A 19,335-nucleotide genomic window follows, 5' to 3' on the forward strand; every position below is an offset into this window, starting at 1 on the left:
ATTCAAACAAACCCGTCCCCCCCCCCCCCCACCCCTCAGGTGCAGCAAGAGCTATGGCGCGACTCGTGATGGGACCCCACCGCCCTTAGGTCTTGGGAAGAGACTGCTCGCCTTCGGCTTTGCTTGAGTTGCTCGCCTTCGGCGTCGCTGTGGGGCGGGGCATGCCGCTTTGCTCTTCCTGCTGACTTGCGGCTGGGTGGGGTGGTTGTTGGTTCGTCCACTTGGCACGTTCGTTGGGTAATTGGATGGAAACTGTCTTGTCTGAGGGTGCCGGACAGCACTTTCTGGCCGTTAACGGCTAACGTCTCCCTGTGGCAGACGACCTGAGCACCACCATTGCCGAGGCCGCGCGGTTACTGGCCGACGCCCGTGACGTGACCCTGCTTAGTCACATCAACCCCGATGCCGACACGCTCGGGAGTGCCTTGGCTGTCGGGCTTGCGCTGCATCGGCGGGGTGTTGTGGTGCGGGTGGCCTTTGGTGACCCGGAGGTCGTGCCCGAGAGTTTGAAGGCTTTGGACACCGCTGGGTTGCTCGTTCATCGGGACGAGGTGCCGGAGGAGCCCGAGATGCTCGTTGTCATGGACACGGGCAGTTTGGCTCGGCTCGGGCCGTTGCAGGGGCGGGTTGCGCGGTGCCGTGGGCCCGTGATCGTGGTGGACCACCACGTGTCCAACACTCGGTACGGGACGTTGCACTGCATTGATGAGCATGCTGAGGCTACGGCGCTCATCGCGCTCCAGCTGCTCGACGAGATGGGTGTTGAGGTCGACGAGCCGATTGCTCGGTGCATCTACGCGGGACTTGTCACGGACACCGGTGGGTTTCGGAAGGCTGGGCCTGCTGCTCATCGCACTGCTGCTCGGTTGTTGGAGACCGGAGTGGACGCGTATGCCGTTACTCGGCCGTTGATGGACGCGCATCCGTTCGCGTATCTCGGCATGTTGTCTCGTGTGTTGGCCAGGGCGGAGCTTGACCTTGCGGCGGCGGGTGGGTTGGGGCTTGTCCATGCTGTCGTGAGCATTGAGGACGTTCACGGTGTGCGCAGCGAGGAGGTGGAGAGCGTGATCGACGTGGTCCGTTCTGCCTCCGAGGCTGAGGTCGCGGCCGTGTTGAAGGAGCTCAGGCCCGGGTACTGGTCCGTGTCGTTGCGGGCTGTCAGCCGGGTCGACGTTCGTGAGGTGGCGCAGGTCCTCGGGGGTGGTGGGCACCGGCTGGCGGCCGGGTTCACCTTCGAGGGGGCCGCTGAGCAGGTCGTTGCGGCGCTGAAGGGCGCGTTGGAGCGGGTGGGGTCATGACACGGACGGGAAGCCCGCGGTTGCTGCGGGAGATCAACGATCGGGCCGCCATCGAGACGTTGCTGCGCAGCGGGGCGATGACTCGGGCCGAGTTGGAAGAAGTGATCGGGCTGTCCAAGCCCGCCACCGCGCAGTTGCTCGCGCGGCTCGAGGAGGACGGCATGGTCGTCCGCACCGGGTTGCGTGGTGGTGGGCGGGGGCCTCGGGCGCAGATGTGGGCCGTCAACGGTGGTGTCGGGTACGTGGCGGCGGTGGCGTTGTCGCCCGAGCTGATCGACGTGGCCATCGCGGACATCACCGGGTCGTTGCTCGCCGAGCACAGCGCGCCGATGCCCAAGGAGAACACGCTCCGGGTCTTCCGGGAGACGGTGCAGAAGGCGGCGGCGCTCGCCGGGTTGACGCTCGACGCGTTGTCGCACGTCGTGGTCGGTACGCCCGGTGCGGTCGACCCGGCCACCGGGCACCTCGGGTTCGCGCCGCACCTTCCCGGGCTCGTCGACGTCGACCTGCCGTCCACGTTGCGCGAGCTGCTCGGCACCTCGGTGTCGATCGAGAACGACATCAACCTCGCCGCGCTCGAGGAGATGAGCTCCGGGCGGGCGGCCGGGGTGCGCAACTTCGTGCTGTTCTGGCCCGCGGACGAGATCGGCTCGGCGGTCGTGGTCAACGGCACGCTGCTGCGGGGTGTCACCGGTGGCGCCGGTGAGATCGACTCGATGCAGGTGCCCGGTGGCCGTTACGGCGACCAGGTCGACAGCGAGGCGATCGTCGCGCTGGCGGCCGAGCACGGCATCACCGAGTCCACCGGGCTGGAGGCCGTGGCGCACGCGCTGAACGCCGGCACCGAGGGCAAGGCGTTCCTCACGCTGCTGGCGCACCGGATCGCGCTCGGGCTGGCGAACGTCGTGTGCGTGCTCGACCCCGAACTGGTGCTGCTGTCCGGTGCGGTGGCGCACGCGGGCGGTGAGACGTTGTGCGACCTGGTGGCGCAGGAGCTGCTCAAGCTCGTCGTGCCGCGGACGCCCGTGCACCTCGCGCAGATCACCGCGAAGCCCGTCCGGTCCGGCGCGTTGCACTCGGCGCTGGCCGTCGCGCGCGAGCAGGTCTTCGGGTTGCCCCAACGGTCGTGAGTGGCCGCCGTCACCGCACGCGGGCGTGTGCCAGCGCATAGGTTCGTCGGGTGGAGGATCGGGTTCCCGCTCGGCGGGTCATCGGGCTGGCGGTGCCCGCCCTGGGGGTGTTGGCGGCCGAGCCGCTGTACGTGCTCGTCGACACGGCGGTCGTGGGGCACCTTGGCGCGCTACCGCTCGCAGGGCTTGCTCTCGGCGGTGTGTTGCTCACGCAGGTGTCGACGCAGCTGACGTTCCTCTCGTACGGCACGACGGCGCGCACGGCTCGGTTGCACGGTGCCGGGCGTCGGCAGGAGGCCGTTGAGGAGGGCGTTCAGGCGACGTGGCTGGCGTTGGCCGCCGGTGTGCTCGTGGTGCTCCTCGGGCAGTTGTTCGCGCGGCCGTTGGCGGAGCTGCTCGCGGGTGCCGGTGCTGTGGCGGACGCGGCGGTCGAGTGGGTGCGCATCGCGTTGTTCGGTGCGCCGTTCATCCTCGTGACGATGGCCGGCAACGGGTGGATGCGCGGTGTTCAGGACACACGGCGGCCTCTCAAGTACATCCTGATCGGCAACGGCATCAGCGCCGTGTTGTGTCCTGCGCTCGTTTATGGCGCGGGGTGGGGGCTTGAGGGTTCGGCCATCGCGAACGTCGTGGCACAGCTGCTGTCAGCAGGGCTGTTCTTCAAGGCGTTGTTCGCGGAGCAAGTGTCGTTGAAGCCGCACTGGGCGTCCATGCGCGCGCAGCTCGGCATGGGCCGTGATCTGGTTCTGCGGAGTTTGGCGTTCCAGGCGTGCTTCATCAGCGCGGCCTCTGTGGCGGCACGGACGTCCGTGGGGGCGTTGGGTGCGCATCAGGTCGTGTTGCAGTTGTGGACGTTCCTCGCACTTGTGCTCGACTCGTTGGCCATCGCGGCGCAGTCGTTGGTCGGTGCGGCGCTGGGCGCCTCGAAGCGCCGGCAGGCGGAGAAGCTCGCCTGGCAGGTCACGCGGTACGGGCTGGTGTTCGGCATCGGGCTCGGGATCGTGTTCGCCGCGCTGGTCACCGTGCTGCCGCGGGCGTTCACGACGGACGCGGGCGTGCTGGCCGAGATCCCGCACGCCTGGTGGTTCTTCGTTGCACTGCAACCGATCGCGGGCGTGGTGTTCGCGTTGGACGGCGTGCTGCTCGGGGCGGGTGACGTGAAGTTCATGCGCACGGCGACGCTCGGCTCGGCGGTGATCGGGTTCCTGCCGCTCGTGTGGGCCTCGTACGCGTTCGGCTGGGGACTGGCCGGCATCTGGACGGGGTTGTCGGCGTTCATGGTCTTGCGGCTCCTTGCCGTCGTGTGGCGCACACGGTCGGGAGAGTGGGCCGTGGAGGGCGCGGTCCGGTAGTGACCAGGCCCACGGAAGACCGCCCCGAACGGGTGCTGTGTCCGACTTCACGGCATGTAACCGTTACCAAGAAGGTTGCTTGATGCGATGTAACTAATGTCCGCCTACCTCTGAACTGGGGAGAGTGCGCCTTGCCGCCGGTCGATCGCGCCACCCGCACCTCGTGGCTGATCTGGACCACCGCCGTCTTCGTCTACTTCGCCGCCCTGTTCCACCGGACCACGCTCGGCGTGGCCGGACTGGAGGCGAGCGAACGCTTCGGGCTCGGACCCGCCCAGCTCGGTGTGTTCACCGTGCTGCAGATCGGTGTCTACGCCCTCATGCAGATCCCCACCGGCCTGCTCGTCGACCGCTACGGGCCGCGCCGCGTCCTCACGGTCGCCGCCCTGCTCATGGGCACCGGCCAGCTGCTCTTCGCCGTCGCCGACTCCTACGCGCTGGGTCTCACCGCGCGCGCCGTGCTGGGCATGGGGGACGCGATGACGTTCATCAGCGTGATCCGCCTGGTCGCGACGCACTTCCCGCCGCGCCAGTACTCGCTCGTCGTCGCCGTCACGGCCACGATCGGCGGCTTCGGCAACCTCGTCGCCACCGTGCCGCTGACGCTGCTGCTCGGCTCGATCGGCTGGACGTGGGCGTTCCTCGTCGCGGGCGGAGTCACCGCGCTCTACTCGGTCGTGGCGTTCCTGCGGGTGCGCGACGTGCCTTCGGGCTTCACCGCGCCGAGGCCGGAACCCGTGCCGTTGCGCAAGATCTGGCCGAAGGTGCGGCAGGCGTGGAGCGTGCCCGGCACCCGGCTCGGGTTCTGGGCGCACTTCAGCACGATGTCTACGCCCGCCGTCATCGGCCTGCTGTGGGGCTACCCGTACCTCGTGCAGGCGCAGGGCATGTCGCCGCAGGCCGCGTCCTCCACGCTCGGTCTCCTCGTCATCGGCGGGATCGTGACGGGACCGGTCGTCGGCGGGCTGTTCTCGCGCAACCCCGAGTGGCGCATGCCGATCGCCGTGGGGTTCCTGGGCTTCGCGTTCACCGGGTGGGCCGTGTTGCTGCTGTGGCCGGGCGGGCACGTGCCGGCGCCGGTCATCGCGGTCGTGTTCCTCGTGCTGACCGTGGGTGGACCGATCTCGGGAGTGGCGTTCGCGCTCGCCCGCGACTACAACCCGTCGCACCGCCAGTCCACCGCGAGCGGTCTGGTCAACGTCGGCGGCTTTCTCGCCGTGACGGTCTCGGCGCTGGGCATCGGCGTGCTGCTGGACCTCGTGGAGGGCGTGCTCGCGCCCGCCGCGGCGTTCCGCGTCGCGCTGAGCTTCCTCGTGGTGGTGCTCGTGTTCGGCGGCTGGCGGATGCTCGTGTGGTGGCGCCGCGCCCGTGCCGCCGTGTTCGAGGCCGAGGAACGCGGGGAGGCGGTGCCGGTGCAGATCCGGCGTCGTCGCTGGGACGCGCTGCGCGTCGCTTAAGCTTCTGCGCCGTGAAACCCTCTGTTGCACCGGGCCTGGTCGTCGTCGACAAGCCGGACGGCATGACCTCGCACGACGTGGTGGCGCGTGTGCGCAGGATCCTCGGCACCCGCAAGGTCGGGCACGCCGGCACGCTCGACCCGATGGCCACCGGCGTGCTCGTGCTCGGCATCGAGCGCGCCACGAAGCTCCTCGGCCACCTCGCGCTCGACAGCAAGGCGTACCTCGCGACGATCGTGCTCGGCGCGTCCACCACCACGGACGACGCCGAGGGCGAGGTCCTGTCCACTGAGGACGCTTCGGGGGTCTCCGACGAGGCGGTCGCGGCCGAGGTGGCGAAGCTGACCGGCCCGATCCAGCAGGTGCCGTCGTCGGTGTCCGCGGTGAAGATCGACGGCAAGCGCGCCTACGCACGCGTCCGTGCCGGTGAAGAGGTGGAGATCCCCGCACGGCCCGTGACCGTGCATCGGTTCGACGTGCTGTTCTCGCGTCGTGAGGACAAGACGGTGCTGCTCGACGTGATGGTCGAGTGCTCGTCCGGCACGTACGTGCGCGCGTTGGCCCGCGACCTGGGCGCCGCGCTCGGTGTCGGTGGCCACCTCGGGGCGTTGCGGCGCACCAGGGTCGGCCCGTTCGACCTGCGCGTGGCCAAGACGCTCGCGCAGCTGGAGGAGACGCCCGGCCTGTCGCTGGACCTCGACGCGGCGGTCGCCACGGCGTTCCCGCGCCGGGAGATCGACCCGAAGGAGGCGTCGGCGTTGTCGCACGGGCAGCGGTTGCGTGCCGGGGGGATCGACGGGACGTACGGGGTGTTCGGGCCGGATGGCCACGTCATCGCGCTGGCGAAGGACGAAGGCCCGGCCTGCAAGCCCGTGGTGGTGCTCAGCCCGGCTGATTAGGCTTCCGCTGGGGGTCTTCATGATCGTGAGACGAGCGTGGTGGTCCGTCGCGCTGCATCGGCGCGACGGGAAGCTGTGGTTGCGGCATTGGCGGCGGTGGTTCGCGCTCGAACCGGGCATGACCGCCGAGCTCAGTCGACTCTCGTACCGGCGTCGGTTGCTGATCCTGTCGGGTGGTGCGGTGGTGTGGTCCTGCACCTACCTGCACGAACCCCGGGACTGGCCGACGATCTTCGACTTCGACTTCAGCGCGGCTGACCCGGAGGACTACGACTTCGGTCTGATGGTGCTCGGGATGCTGGCCGAGCCGCACAGGTTCGAGCGGTGCCTGGCCGGCGGGAATCCGTGACGGCACCTGCGTCTGCGGTGGCTCGCGCACCCGTCGTAGGCTGATCACCGTGCAACGCTGGCGCGGACTGGATCACCTCCCGGGCGGCTGGGGCCGCTGCGTAGTCACCATCGGCGTGTTCGACGGTGTCCACAAAGGCCACCAGGCCCTGATCGGGCGTGCCGTCGAGCTCGCGGAGCAGCGCGGCCTGCCGAGCGTGCTGATGACCTTCGACCCCCACCCGTCCGAGGTCGTGCGGCCCGGCAGCCACCCCGCGCAGCTCACCACGCTGCGCCGGCGGGCCGAGCTGGTCGAGGAGCTCGGCATCGACCACTTCGTGGTGGTGCCGTTCACGCTGGAGACCTCCAGGATGCCCGCCGACGAGTTCGTGCACGAGGTGCTCGTCGAGAAGCTGCACGCGGCGGCTGTCGTGGTGGGGGAGAACTTCACCTTCGGGCACAAGGCGGCGGGTACGGTCGCGCTGCTGCGTCAGCTGGGGCAGCGGTTCGGATTCGTGACCGAGGGGGCTGATCTGGTGTCCGCAGACGAGGTGACGTACTCGTCCACCTACATCCGGGCGTGCATCGACGCCGGTGACGTGAGGGCGGCGGCCGAGGCGCTGGGGCGGCCGCACCGCCTCGAGGGGATCGTCGTCAAGGGCGACGGGCGCGGCAAGGACCTGGGGTTCCCGACCGCCAACCTGTCCACGCCCAAGTTCGCGGCGGTGCCGGCCGACGGCATCTACGCGTGCTGGTTCACCGACGCCAAGGGCAAGACGCTCAAGGCCGCCGTGTCGGTCGGCACCAACCCGACGTTCTCCGGCAAGGAGCGCCGCGTCGAGGCCTTCGTGCTCGACGTGGACGAGGACTACTACGGCCAGCGCGTGGCCGTGGACTTCATCGAACGGCTGCGCGAGATGGAGAAGTACGACTCCGTCGAGGCCCTGCTCGAACAAATGCACCGGGACGTAGACCGAACGAGGGAACTGCTGGCCGAGTCGTGACCGTCAGATCAGGCGAAAAGGGCACCTGACAGCCTTCGTGCTGGCAGGATGCGGTCAGAGTGCGGGCTACTGGAGAGGCCAAGGTGGAGGACCACAAGATCGTTCAGCGCAACCTCGCCCTGCAACGGGAGTGGTACGGGGAGCCTCTGGGTGACCGGGTGCGCAGGTTGGTCGTGGCCTTCAACGTGTCCCAGGCCCAGCTCGCGGACGTGCTCGGGATCAGCGCGCCGATGCTCAGCCAGGTGATGAGCGGCCGCCGGGCCAAGATCGGCAACCCCGCGGTGCTGGCGCGCATGATCATGCTGGAGCGCAAGATCCTCACGCCCGACGTGGCGACGGGGGCGCCGGAGGCGTTGCAGCGCGCGCTCGACGACGTGCGCGACTCCAAGCCGACGGTCTCGCGCGACTCGTTGCCGGTCAACGGCGACGAGAGCGTCGCGTACCCGGTGCTGCGCCGGGTCGCCGACCGCGTCGAGCTCCAGCAGGCCGCCGACCTGCTGCACGACGACTTCCCGGCGATCGCGGAGCTGTTCCGGCGTGCCATCAGGGCCGCCGGCCAGCGGTGAGGTACTTCACCGCGCTCTACCCGCCCCGGTACGTGGTCGACGAGCTCGACGCCGTGCTGGACCGGACGCTCGACCTGGAGTGGACCAAGCCGGAGAAGTGGCACATCACGTTGTGCTTCCACGGTGAATCCGCTGATGAGGAACGTTTCCGGGCGCTCGAGGGCCATGAGGTCCCCGAGCTCCGGCTTCGGAACTTCGACGACTTCCGCGGCCGGGTTCTCTGGGCGGGAATCGACGGCGACCTAAATCGGTTGGCAAGAGCGGCGGGCGCGGACGACAATTGGTTCGCGCACCTGACGGTGGCCTACGGGTACAGCGGACAACCGATGCCGGAGTTTCTGAGCAGCCCGTGGCAGCCGTCGGAAGCAGTGCTCGTGAGCAGCGCGGACGGCGTCCACGCACCCGTGGACCGGGTGGGGTTGCGCACGTCAGCGCGCCGCTGAGCACACTGCCTGATAGCCTTCGCAGTTGGGTCTGGCTGCGGTCCGTGGCGGCCAGTACCGGCTACCCCGGCCAGCAATTCGGCGGGCGTGGGGCCGCACGGACCTGAACAAGTAGGAGAAGTACCTAGTGGCACTGTCCACGGATCAGAAGAAGTCCATCCTCGGTGAGTACGGTCTGCACGACTCGGACACGGGCTCGACCGAGGCGCAGGTCGCTCTGCTGAGCAAGCGCATCGCCGACCTCACCGAGCACCTCAAGCAGCACAAGCACGACCACCACTCCCGCCGTGGTCTCCTGCTGATGGTCGGCCGTCGCCGCCGTCTGCTGAACTACCTGACCAAGGTGGACATCAACCGCTACCGCGCGCTGATCCAGCGCCTCGGTCTGCGCAGGTGATTCACGCCGAGGGGGAGTGACCGGCCGGTCACTCCCCCTCGGCGCACAACCGGGTGTATACAGATCCCTGGTTGCAAAGAGGAAGCACAACAGGACCCGCATCGCGCGAAGCAGTTTTCGCCGGTCCTCGGTAGTGGCCCTCTGGTGGAAACGCCCCAGAGGACTTCGATCGAAGACCGGCCTCGTCAGAACGCGTGAGCGGTGTCCAAAAGACGAGGAGTAACAAGTAAATGACGGACATCGAGGTCCACGAGGCGACTGCCGTTATCGACAACGGCAAGTTCGGCTCGCGCTCCATCCGCTTCGAGACCGGGCGCCTCGCGCGTCAGGCCGCCGGCAGCGTGGTGGCGTACCTGGACGACGAGACCATGCTTCTTTCCGCCACGACGGCGTCGAAGCACCCCAAGGAGCACTTCGACTTCTTCCCCCTCACGGTGGACGTCGAGGAGCGCATGTACGCCGCGGGCCGCATCCCCGGCTCCTTCTTCCGGCGTGAGGGCCGTCCGAGCACGGACGCCATCCTCACCTGCCGCCTGATCGACCGTCCGCTGCGCCCGTCCTTCGTGGACGGTCTGCGCAACGAGATCCAGGTCGTCATCACCGTGATGAGCCTGAACCCGAAGGACCTGTACGACGTCGTGGCGATCAACGCCGCGTCCGCGTCGACGCAGCTCGCGGGTCTGCCGTTCTCCGGCCCGATCGGCGGCGTCCGCGTCGCCCTGATCGAGGGCCAGTGGGTCGCGTTCCCGACCTACGAGCAGCTCGAGAAGGCCGTGTTCGACATGGTCGTCGCGGGTCGCGTGACCGAGGCCGGCGACGTCGCGATCATGATGGTCGAGGCCGAGGCCACCGACAACGTGATCGACATGATCGCCGAGGGCGCCACCGCCCCGACCGAGGAGGTCGTGGCCGCGGGCCTCGAGGCCTCCAAGCCGTTCATCAAGGTCCTCTGCGAGGCCCAGGCGCAGCTCGCCCAGGTCGCCGCGAAGGCCACCGGCGACTTCCCGACGTACCCGGCCTACCAGGCCGACGCGTTCGAGGCCGTCGAGTCCGCTGCCGCCGGTGAGCTGGCGCAGGCGCTGACCATCGCGGGCAAGCAGGAGCGCGAGGGCAAGCTCGACGAGATCAAGGCCGCCACGCTCGAGAAGCTGGCCGAGCAGTTCGAGGGTCGCGAGAAGGAGGTCGGCGCCGCGTTCCGCTCGCTGACCAAGAAGCTCGTGCGCCAGCGGATCCTGCGCGACAAGGTCCGCATCGACGGCCGCGGCCTCACGGACATCCGCGACCTCGGTGCCGAGGTGGCCGTGATCCCGAGGACGCACGGCTCGGCGCTGTTCGAGCGCGGCGAGACCCAGATCCTGGGTGTCACCACGCTGAACATGCTGCGCATGGAGCAGCAGATCGACTCGCTCGCTCCCGAGACGCACAAGCGCTACCTGCACCACTACAACTTCCCGCCCTACTCGACCGGTGAGACCGGCCGCGTGGGCTCGCCGAAGCGCCGCGAGATCGGCCACGGCGCACTGGCCGAGCGCGCGCTCATGCCGGTGCTGCCGAAGCGCGACGAGTTCCCGTACGCGATCCGCCAGGTGTCCGAGGCCCTCGGCTCCAACGGCTCGACGTCCATGGGTTCGGTCTGCGCCTCGACCCTGTCGCTGCTCAACGCGGGTGTCCCGCTGAAGGCGCCGGTCTCCGGCATCGCGATGGGTCTCGTCTCCGACGAGGTCGACGGCAAGACCGAGTACGTGGCGCTGACCGACATCCTCGGTGCCGAGGACGCGTTCGGCGACATGGACTTCAAGGTCGCGGGCACCAAGGAGTTCGTGACGGCGCTGCAGCTCGACACGAAGCTCGACGGCATCCCGTCCGAGGTGCTGGCGGCGGCGCTGGGCCAGGCCCGCGACGCGCGCTACACGATCCTCGAGGTCATGGCCGAGGCCATCTCCGACCCGGACGAGATGAGCGCCTTCGCGCCGCGCGTGACGTCGGTCAAGATCCCGACCGACAAGATCGGCGAGGTCATCGGCCCGAAGGGCAAGATGATCAACTCGATCACCGAGCAGACCGGTGCCGACATCTCCATCGAGGACGACGGCACGATCTACGTCGGTGCAGCGGACGGCCCCTCGGCCGAGGCCGCGATCGGCATGATCAACGCGATCGCGAACCCGCAGCTGCCGAAGGTCGGCGAGCGCTTCCTGGGCACCGTGGTGAAGACGGCCGCGTTCGGCGCGTTCGTCTCGCTGCTGCCCGGCAAGGACGGCCTCGTCCACATCTCGAAGCTGGGCAACGGCAAGCGCATCGCGAAGGTGGAGGACGTCGTCAAGGTCGGCGACAAGCTCCGCGTCGAGATCGCCGACATCGACCAGCGCGGCAAGATCAGCCTCGTCGTGGTGTCCGAAGAGGACGCCGCGAAGCCGGCTGAGGCCCCCGCCGCGGAGGAATCCGCTGCTGAGGCGGCTCCCGCGCAGTGAGTGCGACGAGCAACAACGTGACGGCCGCGGGTGCACCCACCCGCGGCCGTCCGCGTACTGCAACGCCTGGGCACCTCCAGAAGCCGGGCAGCACGCGGGTGCTGGAGATGTCCGCGGGCTCCGAGGTGCGGCGCAGCATGCTGCCGTCGGGTCTGCGGGTCATCACCGAGCGCATCCCGAGCGTCCGGTCCGCCTCGGTCGGGCTGTGGGTGCAGGTCGGGTCCCGCGACGAGCGGCCCGAAGTCGCGGGTGCCGCGCACTACCTGGAACACCTGCTGTTCAAGGGGACCACCCGGCGCACGGCGGCGGCCATCGCCGAGGAGATCGACGCGGTCGGCGGTGAGCTGAACGCGTTCACCGCGAAGGAGCACACCTGCTACTACGCGCACGTGCTGGACGAGGACCTGCCGCTGGCGGTCGACCTCGTCACCGACGTGGTGTTCGAGGCGATCTGCGGCCCTCGCGACTTCGAGACCGAACGCGGAGTCGTGCTCGAGGAGATCGCGATGCGCGACGACGACCCCGAGGACCTGCTGCACGACGCGTTCATCGAGGCGCTGTTCGGCGGGCACGCGCTGGGGCGTCCGGTGCTGGGCACCGAGAAGTCCATTCAGGACATGCAGCGGGACAACCTGTTCTCGTTCTACAAGAAGCGCTACACGCTGCCGCGCATGGTGCTCTCGGTCGCGGGCAACATCGAGCACGCGCAGGTGATGCGCCTGGTGCGTAAGGCCATCGGCGACCGCCTGACGCGGGAGGGCAGCGCGGTCGCACCGAGGGCGGGTCGCGCGCGCATCGCCGACGCCCGCAAGCTGGTGCTGCACACCGACGACACCGAACAGGCGCACCTGATGCTCGGCATGCGCGGTCTCGACCGCCACGACGAGCGCCGCTTCGCGTTGAACGTGCTGAACGCGGCCATCGGCGGCGGCATGAGCTCGCGGCTGTTCCAGGAGGTGCGCGAACGGCGAGGCCTCGCCTACCAGGTGTACTCGTCGGTCGGCCTGTACGCGGACACCGGCACGTTCGCCGTGTACGCGGGCTGCCAGCCGGACCGCCTCGGTGAGACCGCGGGCGTGATCCGCGAGGTGCTCGTGGACATCGCGCGCGGTGGCCTGTCGGACGCGGAGGTGGCGCGCGGCAAGGGCCAACTGCGCGGCGCGTTGGTGCTCGGGCTGGAGGACACCAGTTCGCGGATGTCGCGCATCGGCAAGTCCGAGCTGAACTACGGCGACCACCTGAGCGTGGAAGAGACCCTCACGCGCATCGACGCCGTCTCCGCGGAGGAAGTGGCGCTGCTCGCACGCGAGCTGCTGCGCAGGCCCGTCGCCGCCGCGGTGGTGGGCCCTTACGATCACGCCGACGATCTGCCGGACCAGGTACACGAGGTGATTGCATGATTCGCGTCGGAGTTCTCGGCGCGCGGGGCCGCATGGGTTCCGAGGTGGTTCGCGCGGTCGAGGCCGCGAAGGACATGGAGGTCGTGGCGGCCCTCAACGCCGGCGACCCGCTGCAGACGCTCGTGGACGCGGGCGCCCAGGTCGTCGTCGACTTCACGCACCCCGACGTGGTGATGGAGAACCTGGAGTTCTGCATCGGCGCCGGAATCCACTGTGTGGTCGGCACTTCCGGCTTCGACCAGACCCGCCTGGACGCGGTCTCCGCGCTGCTCGCGGACAAGCCGTCCGTGGGTGTCCTGGTCGCGCCGAACTTCGGCATCGGCGCCGTCCTGCTGATGCGCTTCTCGGAGATCGCCGCCCGCTACTACGAGTCGGCCGAGATCATCGAGCTGCACCACCCGCGCAAGGCCGACGCGCCCTCGGGCACCGCGGCCCACACCGCGCGCCTGATCGTGGCGGCGCGGAAGGGCATGGGCCCGATGCCCGACGCGACCACCGTCGAGGAGCCGGGCGCACGAGGTGCGTCGGTGGACGGCGTGCGCGTCCACTCGCTGCGGATCTCCGGCATGATCGCGCACCAGGAGGTCGTGTTCGGTGGCGAGAGCGAGACCCTGACGCTGCGCCAGGACTCGCTGCACCGCGCGTCCTTCATGCCCGGCGTGGTGCTGGCGGTGCGGGAGATCGTCGATCGCCCCGGTCTCGCCGTCGGCCTCGACAAGTACCTAGACCTGTGAAGGTCCGGCTCACCGTAGGCCTGCTGATCGCGGCGCTCGCGGTCTACTTCGTCCTGCTCGCCGGCCGGGCCGTGGCCCTGCTGCGGACGGGCGAGGTCGTGGGTGTGCTGCTGGGCGTCGGCGTGCTGATCCTGCCGCTGCTCGGCGTCTGGCTCGTGTACTCGAACCTGCGGTTCGGGTGGGAGACCGAGAAGATGGCGCGCGAGCTGGAGGCGGACGGCCTGCTGCCGGACGTGTCGCACCTGCCGCGCCGGCCGTCGGGCCGGGTGGAGCGGGACGCGGCGGACTCGTGGTTCGAGGAGCGGCGGGCCGAGGTGGAGGCCGCGCCGGAGGACTGGCGGGCGTGGTTCCGGCTGGCCCACGCGTACGACGTCGCGGGGGACCGCGGGCGGGCTCGCGAGACGATGCGGAAAGCCATACAGCTGCACGCGTGACCCGAAGCCCCAGGCCGCTGGCCTGGGGCTTTTGCGTTGTCGGGGGAGCGACGATGGGAGGGGCAGGCGCGCTGGGGCGGGAGAGGACTCGCGGGGACGGGGTTGGAGAGGGCGGGGTGGGTGGCCGCCTGGGCGTGGCGTGAGCACGGCTGGAGGACGGGCGGGGACGACGGGCGCGGCATCACTTGGTGCGACTCCGCCGGGGTGTGGTGCGAGTGGCTGGGGGTGTCGCTCTGAGCGCGGCGCTACTGGGTGCGCCGCGTGGCGTGCGGTGCGAGGGGTGCGGCGTGTGACGCGCGCCGCCTGGGTGTGGCGTGTGGTGCGCGGCGTGAAGGGCGCGCCGTGGTGGCGGCGGCGCGCGGCGACTTCCCAGCGGGCCGGGTCAGCCGTTGACCACCGCCGCGATCAGCTCCGCCGCCAGGTCCCCCTTCTGCACCACCAGCACGTCCTCCAGGCCCAGCCACTCGGCCATGTGCCGCAGCTCGGCCGCCAGCTCCACGGCGACGCGCGGGCGGTCCACCCCCTCCTCGGCCCACGCCGACTGCACCCGCAGCACGCCCGCGGCCCGGTCGGCCTTGATGTCCACGCGGCCCACGAGCGCGCCGTCCAGCAGGAACGGGAACACGTAGTAGCCGTGCACGCGCTTCGGTTCGGGGACGTAGATCTCGATGCGGTAGCGGAAGCCGAAGATGCGTTCGGTGCGGGCCCGCTCCCAGATCAGCGGGTCGAACGGGCACAGCAGGGCGCGGCCCGTGACGCGGCGTGGGGCTCGGGCGTCGACGTGGCGGTACGCCACTCCTCGCCAGCCGTCGACGGCCACCGGTTCCAGGACGCCGTCCTCCACCAGGGAGGCGACCGCGGCCTGGGAGCGGCGGGGGTCGAGGCGGTAGTAGTCGCGCAGGTCTGGTTCGGTGGCCACGCCGAGGGCCACGGCGGAGCGCAGGACCAGTTCTCGGGCGCCTGAGTCGGCGTCCCACTTCTGGGCAAGGACGTCGGGTGGGATGACTCGTTCGGTCAGGTCGTAGAGCCGCTCGAACGAGCGGCGGGTGCCGGTGGTCAGGACGCCCACGCCGAACAGGACCTCGCAGATCCGCTTCACCTCGGACCAGTCCCACCACGGGCCCTTCGCGCGGCCCTGGTCGCCCATGAGGGCCTTCTCCAGGGTGCCGGCGCCGATCGGGCCCAGCTCCTTCACGGCGGCGAGGACGTCGTCGACCAGTTGCGGGGAGCGTTCGAGGATCGTCTGGTAGTTCTGCCACCAGCCCCGCTTCTTGGCTCCCGAGTGGAACAGCGGCCAGTCGGCCACGGGGACGAGGGACGCCTCGTGCGCCCACGTCTCGACAAGCATGCGCGGTTTGCGCACCGAATGCGTCCAGGCGGCCTCGTCCAGCAGGGCGGCGGGGTAGGAGCCCAGGCGGGAGAACAGCGGCATGTAGTGCGCGCGCACGGCCACGTTCACCGAGTCGATCTGCAGCAGCTGCACGCGGGACAGGACGCGTTGCAGGTGCCTGCGCGTGGCCGCGGACGGCCTCGGGTCGGTGAAGCCCTGGGCTCCCAGCGCGATTCGACGGGCCACGTCCGCACTCATCCTCTGCACGTCGCCGATGGTGCCACGCACCCCTGACAATTCCGGCGCCGATAGGGTGCGCGCATGGCCGACGCCGGCGTGGAGATCGCCACCGCTGCTGACCTCGCGGAGATCGTCCGCATCCACCGGGAGACCTGGCGGCTCGCTTACGCCGAGCTGGTGCCGCAGGAGGTCCTCGACACGCTCGACACCGACGACTCGTGGTCGAGCGTGATCCAGCTCGGCGCCGTGCTCAAGGCGACCGAGGGGGAGTGGGTCGTCGGGTTCGCCGTCGCGAGCAAGGCGCCCGACGAGGAGGTCGCGAAGGCCGACGGCAGCCTGCCGGAGGACGCGGCCACCACGGCGCTCGTCAGCGTGCTGGTCGAGCCGCGGTGGGGACGCCGGGGGCACGGCACGCGGCTCGTCGCGGAGGCGGGCAGGCGGCTGCACGAGACGGGCGCGACGCGCGGCATCGCGTGGGTGCCGGAGGCCGACAAGGCGTCCAGGAACTTCTACGAACGACTGGGCTGGACGGGTGACGGCACGGTGCGCACTTTGGACGCGGGCGGGCGTCCGTTGCGCGAAGTCCGGGTGTCCGGTCCGCTGTCCGTCCGACTCGACGACTGAGATCTGTGTAACCTCGGCCGGGTGCTCGCCTTGATCGGCCTCACCTTCGGGGTCGCTTTCGGCTCAGCGATCGTCCCACTGATCAGCATCGAGATGTTCGTGCTGGGACTCTGCGCGCGCTGGCCGGACACGTCGTTCTGGATCGTCGGCCTCTCGGTCGCCGTCGGCCAGGTGCTGGGCAAGCTCCTGTACTTCTACGCGGCGCGCGGCGACATCCACCTGCCGAAGTTCCTGCGCCGCAAGCCCAGCGAGAAGCCGTCGCGGCTCAGCCGCTGGTTCGGCCCCGGCACGCGGATGCACCGCTGGGGCGAGTGGATCCACGCGAAGTGCCGGGCGCACCCGAACTGGATGGCCGGCACCCACGGGGTGAGCGCGCTGGTCGGGGTGCCGCCGTTCATGGCGACGAGCGTGCTCGCCGGACTGGCCGGCATGTCCACGCTCATGTTCGTGGCCACCGGGATGGTCGGCCGCTTCGCGAGGTTCAGCGTCCTCGCGGCCTCGCCGGCCATCGTGATGGCCTGGCTCTAGTAGCTGAAGAGGATCGACGCCGCCACGGAGAAGGCGATCAACACTGCTGCCACGGTGACTCGGGCTGACTCAAGCACGACCCCGAAGGTATCGATCAAGCGCCGACGAAAGCCAGGCGCAAACGGGTGAGAGCCGAATGATCTGGCTCTCACCCGCCGGTTTCACGCCCGATTATTCGAGAACGAGCGCGCCGTCCGGCAGTCCGGGCGCCTCGTACGAGTGCCAGAGCGGACGCCACGAGGGCAGCTCCAGCATCCGGCGCATGTCCGCGAACCCGGACAGCCAGCCGAGCCACGAGCCGTACGGCGGGCTGGACACGTCGAACCCGCTCTGCACGAACGTGAGCCGCGTCTTCCCCTCGGACGCCGCGAGTTCCCATGAGGTGACCATGCCGTCGGGGAACTCGATCGCGAAGCGCTCCTCGTCGAGGGCGAGGATCTTCGCCGCGTGCTCGTCCTCGAGGTCGTCGCCCATCGCCCACCGGCCGCCGACGTGCGGCTCGATCGAGCACCGCGCGCCGAAGTACCGCGCGAACACGTCCGGGTCGGTCAGCGCGTGGATGATGTCCGCGGGCGGAGCCGCGATGTCGACCTCGACCTTCTGCTCGGGCGTCGAGAAGTCGCACAGCGCGAACACCGGGCGCCCCTCGACGTGTTCCACGAGGTTCGCGAGCGACAGCGACCAGAACGTCTGCAGGACGCCCGACCTGCCCTCGTCCTCGACTCCCAGGCCCCAATCCGGGTACGGCGACTGCGACGCCACGATCAGCGTCTGGCCGTCCCGCTCCTCCACGCCGAGCTCGACCGTGTGCTCCTCGCCGAACAACTGCCACGAGAAGCGCACCGAAGAAGAAGTGACCTCCAGCAACTTCTGCCGGCCGCGTTCACCTTCGGGCGTGTAGCGCCCCCAGAACTCGTACACCCCCTGCCCGAGGTCGACGTCGGCGTGCTCGGCGAGCCACACGCGCAGGTCGTCGGCCGTCGTCAGCGCCTGGTGGATCCGGGCGGGCGTGGCGGACGTGCGGACTCGGACAACTCCGGTGCTCATCGGTCTTCTCCCTTGGGGTAGCAGGCGAGCGCGACGCGGAACGCATCCCCTTCCGCGCCGCCGTACCTGGTGAAGAGGTCCTGCAACGTCGTCTGGAGGTCGGCGAGGAACCGTGCGCGGTCCTCTGGCGGCACCCGGATCTCCCCGGACACCCCGACGGACGGCAGTTCGCTCGACCTGTCGAGCGCCGCCACGTCGACCTGGATCTGCTCGGCGAGGTCCACGAGGTGCCCCAATGCCAGTTCGTCGCGCGACCCGATCCGGCCGACCAGGCGCGGTGACAGCCAGTACGACCGGGCGACGGCCTGGTAGAGGCCCTCCTGGACACCGCGCACGCGGCGCTCCGAGACCTGCGCGGCCAGACCCGCCTTGACCAGCTGTTTCACGTGGTAGTGCACGCGTTGCGGCGTCTGGTCGAGCACCTCGGCGACCTCGGTGCACGAACGCGGCGCGGCGAGCTGCCGCAGCACCTCCACGCGCTGCGGCTTGAGCAGGGTCTCGGCCTGCTCCATCCGTTCCAGGTAGATCACGTCTCTCATCGCAAAAAAGACTTTGAACGTTCAAAACTCTTTTGTCAATCAGGCGGACAGAGATGGACTGACAGATATTGAAATCTGTCAGTCCATCGGGCAGGCTGGGAGGCACAGACGACGAAGGGGTTCGAAATGCAGAAGCGTCAGCTCGGAGCAACCGGCCCGGCCGTGTCCGCGATCGGCCTGGGCTGCATGGGCATGTCCAACGCCTACGGCCCGGCCGACCGGGACGAGAGCATCGCGACCATCCACGCCGCCCTGGACGGGGGCGTCACGCTGCTCGACACCGGCGACTTCTACGGCCAGGGCCACAACGAGCTGCTCGTCGCCGAGGCGATCAAGGGTCGCCGGGACGAGGTCCAGCTCAGCGTCAAGTTCGGCGGCATGAGGGACGCCGACGGCGCGTTCATCGGGTTCGACACCCGGCCGGTCGCGGTCGCGAACTTCCTCGCGTACTCGCTGGAGCGGCTCGGCACCGACCACGTCGACATCTACCGGCCGGCGCGGCTCGACCCGTCCGTCCCGATCGAGGACACCATCGGCGCCATCGCCGAGCAGATCGACAAGGGCCGCGTCCGGCACATCGGCCTGAGCGAGGTCGGCGTCGACACCATCCGCCGCGCCCACGCCGTGCACCCCATCGCGGACCTGCAGATCGAGTACGGCCTGCTGGAACGCGGCGTCGAGCGGGAGATCCTCCAAGTCACCCGTGAGCTCGGCATCGGCATCACGGCGTATGGCGTGCTCTCGCGCGGTCTGATCTCTTCCACTCCTCTCTCGCTCGACGGCAGCGACTACCGCAGCCACACTCCCCGGTTCCAGGGCGACAACCTCGCGAGCAACGAGACGCTCGTCGCGAAGCTCCGCGAGATCGCCGAGGCCAAGGGCGTCACGGTCGCGCAGCTCGCCATCGCCTGGGTCGCGGCGCGCGGTGAGGACGTGGTGCCTCTCGTCGGCACGACCAAGCGTGCGAGGCTGAACGAGGCGATCGGTGCCGTCGGCGTGACGTTCACCGACCGGGAACTGCAGGAGATCGAGGCCGTTGTTCCTGTCGGGGCCGCTGCGGGCACGCGGTACCCGGCCCAGCAGATGGCCATGCTGGACAGCGAGAGGTGAGCGAC

20 protein-coding genes are annotated in these 19,335 nt (G+C 69.6%); 17 read left to right on the forward strand and 3 right to left on the reverse strand.

The window, feature by feature from the left end:
* Positions 1–311 precede the first annotated feature (311 nt).
* The 14 genes from ABZX02_RS19140 to ABZX02_RS19205 all read left to right on the forward strand — a co-directional run bounded on the left by ABZX02_RS19140 (position 312) and on the right by ABZX02_RS19205 (position 13,912).
* Positions 312–1,298, forward strand: coding sequence for a bifunctional oligoribonuclease/PAP phosphatase NrnA (locus ABZX02_RS19140; RefSeq protein ID WP_355299863.1), 987 nt, complete (start codon positions 312–314; stop codon positions 1,296–1,298).
* Positions 1,295–2,428 carry an ROK family transcriptional regulator gene (locus tag ABZX02_RS19145; protein WP_355299865.1) on the forward strand — a complete coding sequence of 378 codons (1,134 nt, stop codon included), beginning with the start codon at positions 1,295–1,297 and terminating at the stop codon, positions 2,426–2,428. Before ABZX02_RS19140 ends, ABZX02_RS19145 begins: the two co-directional genes overlap by 4 nt.
* A 50-nt stretch (positions 2,429–2,478) precedes the next feature.
* Positions 2,479–3,780: an MATE family efflux transporter gene (locus ABZX02_RS19150; protein ID WP_355299866.1), complete on the forward strand. Its 1,302-nt coding sequence runs from the start codon at positions 2,479–2,481 to the stop codon at positions 3,778–3,780.
* 131 nt (positions 3,781–3,911) lie between these two features.
* Complete coding sequence (locus tag ABZX02_RS19155; RefSeq protein ID WP_355299868.1) at positions 3,912–5,237, forward strand: MFS transporter; 1,326 nt, start codon at positions 3,912–3,914, stop codon at positions 5,235–5,237.
* Between the two features lie 11 nt (positions 5,238–5,248).
* Positions 5,249–6,136, forward strand: a complete 888-nt coding sequence (truB, locus tag ABZX02_RS19160) for a tRNA pseudouridine(55) synthase TruB (protein ID WP_355299870.1) — start codon at positions 5,249–5,251, stop codon at positions 6,134–6,136.
* Positions 6,137–6,155: 19 nt separating this feature from the next.
* Positions 6,156–6,485, forward strand: coding sequence for a hypothetical protein (locus tag ABZX02_RS19165; protein WP_355299872.1), 330 nt, complete (start codon positions 6,156–6,158; stop codon positions 6,483–6,485).
* A 49-nt stretch (positions 6,486–6,534) separates the two neighbouring features.
* Positions 6,535–7,467 carry a bifunctional riboflavin kinase/FAD synthetase gene (locus ABZX02_RS19170; protein ID WP_355299873.1) on the forward strand — a complete coding sequence of 311 codons (933 nt, stop codon included), beginning with the start codon at positions 6,535–6,537 and terminating at the stop codon, positions 7,465–7,467.
* An 83-nt stretch (positions 7,468–7,550) separates the two neighbouring features.
* Positions 7,551–8,033: a helix-turn-helix transcriptional regulator gene (locus ABZX02_RS19175; RefSeq protein WP_355300249.1), complete on the forward strand. Its 483-nt coding sequence runs from the start codon at positions 7,551–7,553 to the stop codon at positions 8,031–8,033.
* Positions 8,030–8,476 carry a hypothetical protein gene (locus ABZX02_RS19180; RefSeq protein ID WP_355299874.1) on the forward strand — a complete coding sequence of 149 codons (447 nt, stop codon included), beginning with the start codon at positions 8,030–8,032 and terminating at the stop codon, positions 8,474–8,476. Before ABZX02_RS19175 ends, ABZX02_RS19180 begins: the two co-directional genes overlap by 4 nt.
* Before the next feature lie 127 nt (positions 8,477–8,603).
* Positions 8,604–8,873: a 30S ribosomal protein S15 gene (rpsO, locus tag ABZX02_RS19185; RefSeq protein WP_045318466.1), complete on the forward strand. Its 270-nt coding sequence runs from the start codon at positions 8,604–8,606 to the stop codon at positions 8,871–8,873.
* A gap of 230 nt (positions 8,874–9,103) precedes the next feature.
* Positions 9,104–11,344, forward strand: coding sequence for a polyribonucleotide nucleotidyltransferase (locus ABZX02_RS19190; RefSeq protein ID WP_355299876.1), 2,241 nt, complete (start codon positions 9,104–9,106; stop codon positions 11,342–11,344).
* Between the two features lie 107 nt (positions 11,345–11,451).
* Positions 11,452–12,744: a pitrilysin family protein gene (locus ABZX02_RS19195; RefSeq protein WP_355300250.1), complete on the forward strand. Its 1,293-nt coding sequence runs from the start codon at positions 11,452–11,454 to the stop codon at positions 12,742–12,744.
* Complete coding sequence (dapB, locus tag ABZX02_RS19200) at positions 12,741–13,478, forward strand: 4-hydroxy-tetrahydrodipicolinate reductase (protein WP_355299878.1); 738 nt, start codon at positions 12,741–12,743, stop codon at positions 13,476–13,478. Before ABZX02_RS19195 ends, dapB begins: the two co-directional genes overlap by 4 nt.
* Positions 13,475–13,912, forward strand: coding sequence for a hypothetical protein (locus ABZX02_RS19205; RefSeq protein ID WP_355299879.1), 438 nt, complete (start codon positions 13,475–13,477; stop codon positions 13,910–13,912). Before dapB ends, ABZX02_RS19205 begins: the two co-directional genes overlap by 4 nt.
* A gap of 382 nt (positions 13,913–14,294) precedes the next feature.
* Here ABZX02_RS19205 and ABZX02_RS19210 read toward each other — a convergent pair whose 3' ends face one another.
* Positions 14,295–15,500 (reverse strand): crosslink repair DNA glycosylase YcaQ family protein, encoded by a 1,206-nt coding sequence (locus ABZX02_RS19210; RefSeq protein WP_355300251.1) that lies wholly within the window; start codon positions 15,498–15,500, stop codon positions 14,295–14,297.
* A 63-nt stretch (positions 15,501–15,563) separates the two neighbouring features.
* On the opposite strand from ABZX02_RS19210, the gene ABZX02_RS19215 reads away from it, so the two are divergent.
* Together ABZX02_RS19215 and ABZX02_RS19220 are read left to right on the forward strand one after the other, a co-directional pair.
* Positions 15,564–16,106, forward strand: a complete 543-nt coding sequence (locus ABZX02_RS19215; protein WP_355299881.1) for a GNAT family N-acetyltransferase — start codon at positions 15,564–15,566, stop codon at positions 16,104–16,106.
* Positions 16,107–16,127: 21 nt separating this feature from the next.
* Positions 16,128–16,634: a hypothetical protein gene (locus ABZX02_RS19220; protein WP_355299883.1), complete on the forward strand. Its 507-nt coding sequence runs from the start codon at positions 16,128–16,130 to the stop codon at positions 16,632–16,634.
* 171 nt (positions 16,635–16,805) lie between these two features.
* Here the strand turns inward: ABZX02_RS19220 and ABZX02_RS19225 are convergent, their stop codons facing one another.
* The gene (locus ABZX02_RS19225; protein ID WP_355299885.1) at positions 16,806–17,681 is read right to left on the reverse strand and encodes an SRPBCC family protein; all 876 of its coding nucleotides are present in this window, start codon (positions 17,679–17,681) and stop codon (positions 16,806–16,808) included.
* Positions 17,678–18,220 carry a helix-turn-helix domain-containing protein gene (locus ABZX02_RS19230; protein ID WP_355299887.1) on the reverse strand — a complete coding sequence of 181 codons (543 nt, stop codon included), beginning with the start codon at positions 18,218–18,220 and terminating at the stop codon, positions 17,678–17,680. The genes ABZX02_RS19225 and ABZX02_RS19230 overlap by 4 nt, the downstream gene beginning before the upstream one ends.
* Before the next feature lie 126 nt (positions 18,221–18,346).
* Here ABZX02_RS19230 and ABZX02_RS19235 point away from each other — a divergent pair, with 126 nt between their 5' ends.
* Entirely contained in the window at positions 18,347–19,330 is a 984-nt protein-coding gene (locus ABZX02_RS19235) for an aldo/keto reductase (RefSeq protein WP_355299889.1), read from the forward strand.
* Positions 19,331–19,335 lie beyond the last annotated feature (5 nt).

This window comes from Lentzea sp. NPDC003310 (assembly GCF_040610935.1).
GTDB lineage: Bacteria > Actinomycetota > Actinomycetes > Mycobacteriales > Pseudonocardiaceae > Lentzea.

Coding starts and splice junctions, on each gene's coding strand:
- ABZX02_RS19145 (WP_355299865.1), top strand. CDS start 1,295: ATGACACGGACGGGAAGCCCGCGGTTGCTGCGGGAGATCAACGATCGG.
- ABZX02_RS19165 (WP_355299872.1), top strand. CDS start 6,156: ATGATCGTGAGACGAGCGTGGTGGTCCGTCGCGCTGCATCGGCGCGAC.
- ABZX02_RS19190 (WP_355299876.1), top strand. CDS start 9,104: ATGACGGACATCGAGGTCCACGAGGCGACTGCCGTTATCGACAACGGC.
- ABZX02_RS19195 (WP_355300250.1), top strand. CDS start 11,452: ATGTCCGCGGGCTCCGAGGTGCGGCGCAGCATGCTGCCGTCGGGTCTG.
- dapB (WP_355299878.1), top strand. CDS start 12,741: ATGATTCGCGTCGGAGTTCTCGGCGCGCGGGGCCGCATGGGTTCCGAG.
- ABZX02_RS19210 (WP_355300251.1), bottom strand. CDS start 15,500: ATGAGTGCGGACGTGGCCCGTCGAATCGCGCTGGGAGCCCAGGGCTTC.
- ABZX02_RS19215 (WP_355299881.1), top strand. CDS start 15,564: ATGGCCGACGCCGGCGTGGAGATCGCCACCGCTGCTGACCTCGCGGAG.
- ABZX02_RS19225 (WP_355299885.1), bottom strand. CDS start 17,681: ATGAGCACCGGAGTTGTCCGAGTCCGCACGTCCGCCACGCCCGCCCGG.
- ABZX02_RS19230 (WP_355299887.1), bottom strand. CDS start 18,220: ATGAGAGACGTGATCTACCTGGAACGGATGGAGCAGGCCGAGACCCTG.
- ABZX02_RS19235 (WP_355299889.1), top strand. CDS start 18,347: ATGCAGAAGCGTCAGCTCGGAGCAACCGGCCCGGCCGTGTCCGCGATC.